A 2994-nucleotide genomic window follows, 5' to 3' on the forward strand; every position below is an offset into this window, starting at 1 on the left:
TACTCCCTTACTTTCATAGCTAATGGGATAATTTTTTATTTGGAAGTCCCTTAAGCCATTCCCATACGACTTCTGACTCCTGGGATGGGTTAGGGGTGAGTTGAATCCTCAGAAATATCCTAGCTCTTGGTAGCAAAAATTTATCAATTTGATATTATACAATAGCAAAAGTAGGAGCAAGTTTTTCACTTACTCCTACAACTTACAGCAGATTAATTGAATATTTTTTGTCTGTTTCCTGCTCCCTACTACCTATTCTCTAAAAATAGATATGTGTACTGCAAAAAGTAGGAAATTGTTGTAAATAGAATTTACCAAAAAATGCAAGATAGAGCTTTAACGAAGTCAGAACTCAGAAGTTATTTTTGTAACGGTAATTTGAGTCCCGCTCCAAAAATATTTCGTCTTAAAAGGCGGGGTTAGGCAACCCAATTATTTTGATAAACTAATTTTCACATAACATTTATTTCAAAAACCTAAAGCCAAAGCTCCTTCGTAGAAAATAAAACTAGAAACCCAAGCTAAAACTAATGGAAATATCAAAGAAAGTAAGGAAAATTTCCATGATTTTGCTTCTTTAACTATAGTTGCTAAAGTAGATAAACATGGGGTATAAAGCAAACAAAAAATACAGAAACTATATCCTTGAATAAAAGTAACTGTATCAGAAATATTACTACTAACATTTTGTTCGCTCATGCTGTAAATAACAGCTAATGAACCAATAACAATTTCCTTAGCAATAAAGCCAAAAAATAGGGATAATGTCAAATAAGGATTAATCCCAATTGGGTCCATAATTGGACTCATAAATTGACCAATTTTACCGCCAATTGTATCTAATCCTGTTGCACCTGGTGGTAAACTTGTAAGTACCCAAACTGCAATACAACCAACAGTAATAAACCCTGATGCTCTGACTAAAAATTCTCTAACTTCTCCCCAACTTCTCAGTAATACTTGCTTTAATGTAGGGAAACGATAAGGAGGTAGTTCTAGAATGAAAGGTTCTTCATTTTTATATATCCCTTGAAATAATGCTGCGGTGATAATAGCTACCAGAAAACTGAGGATATATAGAGAGAATAAAACTATCGCTCCATTGCCATTAGGAAATACTGCAGCAATAATAAATACAAATACTTGCAGTCGCGCCGAACATAAACCAAAAGGAATGATTAACATAGTTAATAACCGCAAAGCAGGCGATCGCATTACCCTGGTTCCCATTAATGCTGGTACATTACAACCAAACCCCATTATATGCAGTACAAAACTACGTCCATCTAAACCTAATCTTGCCATAAAGGCATCCATTAAATAAGCGGAACGCGATAGATAACCACTATCTTCTAGCACTGCCATAATAATAAAAAATATGATGATTAATGGCACAAAAGAAGCAACTGTAGTTACCCCTGCCCAGACTCCATTAAGGAGAAAGTCTTGAACTATCTCTGGAAAAGGTTGAACTAGAGGTTCAACAATTGATGACTGTACCCATTCAACAACTATTTCGAGCAGGTCTATCGAAGGAAGTCCGATGTTCCAAACTGCCCAAAAAACTAGGAACATTCCGAGGAAAAATAAGGGTAAACCCCACACAGGATGAAGGAGTATTTTGTCAACTTGAGCTGTGAAGTTTTTTGCCATTTGAGAAGGCATAACTACAGCACCACTTAAGACTGTATCTATATCGCTAAGAGAAATATCTTCCTGTGCTTCTATCCAAGATGTGACATTATTTAATTTGATGGAATTTTCTACCTTTTTTAACTGTTCAGAAATTGCCATATATGCATTCATATAGCCTTTGCCATATTTAGCACTAATTAAAAACACTGGCATTTCTAATCGTTTTGATAATTCCTCTGTATCTATTTTGATTCCATATTGTTTTGCTTCATCTGACATATTAAGCATCAAAACTGCTGGTAAACCCAAGGCTTTTATCTGTAATGGCAGTCGAATTTGACGGTCAATTTGTGAAGCATTGATAATCACTAATACTAAGTCAATGGCATAACTTTCTAGGAATGTTTGAACAACTTTTTCATCTTCGGAAAAACCGTTAAAGTTGTAAATTCCTGGTAAGTCTACAAATTCAGTTGTTTCACCATTTATTTTGACGTTAGCTTGCAAAAGATCGACTGTTACTCCAGGCCAGTTTCCCACATGAGCAGAAACTCCAGTAATTCGATTAAAAAATGTTGATTTTCCAGTATTTGGCATCCCAATTAAAGCTACTCTTTTTGTGGTTTGGGATTTTGATATTGTTGTAGGTTTAGTGGCGTGACAAGTCATTTGTTACTTGATTATTTATCTTAAAGTTAGCGATATATTTTTATTGCTTTATTATAAGCATAAATTCTGAAGATTAGGGATTATTTTTAGAAGTCTTTAAGTTTTTGTGGAAATTTTTCCAGAATATTTTGAATTTTTATATAGAGCAAAAAAAGCAGAAAATTAAAGCGATAGACAAATATTGAAAAGCTGAATGCTTATAGTTATAAGTCAGCCCTCAAGCCTAAACACTTTCCTCTTCTACTATTTTTTACTATTTCTTTTTTATAGAATGCTTCACAAATAAAATATAGCAATTAATGCAGGATAAACAATTCAGAAATAGAGGGCTAAAGTATAACACTCTTATCTCTTTTTCTTTACTGTAAGAGATTTTTTTCAACACCCAAAGCTATACTTTTCTTCCCTTTTGCGTTCTGCCATCTGCCTTCGTTCATTACTTTGGCTCTATCTCTAGATTACCGTCTGCATAGAGTAAAATAGCAAACTCAGTCCATTCTAGTTTATTATTAGCATTAGGCTTAACTAAATTCGGCAGTGGTGTACTACTTAGATGATTTTTTGCTATTTGATTAAAAGCTTCATAAGAAATAATTTCTCCATTTTTATCTACCTTAACTAGATAAATTGCTGTTTGTTTGACTGGTTTTTTCCAGTTTTGATCGATATCAGTATAGAGTTTTTGTTGTA

The 2994-nt window shown here is 33.6% G+C and carries 2 protein-coding genes; both read right to left on the bottom strand.

The window, feature by feature from the left end; translation table 11 throughout:
• Positions 1–468 precede the first annotated feature (468 nt).
• On the bottom strand, positions 469–2304 hold the full coding sequence (gene feoB, locus AC3DU7_RS29900; protein WP_488042877.1) for a ferrous iron transport protein B: 1836 nt from the start codon (positions 2302–2304) through the stop codon (positions 469–471).
• 436 nt (positions 2305–2740) lie between these two features.
• Positions 2741–2994 (bottom strand): hypothetical protein (locus AC3DU7_RS29905; RefSeq protein WP_488042878.1); only part of this gene is annotated, 254 nt, incomplete at its 5' end.

The sequence above is a fragment of the Okeania sp. genome (assembly GCF_983059655.1).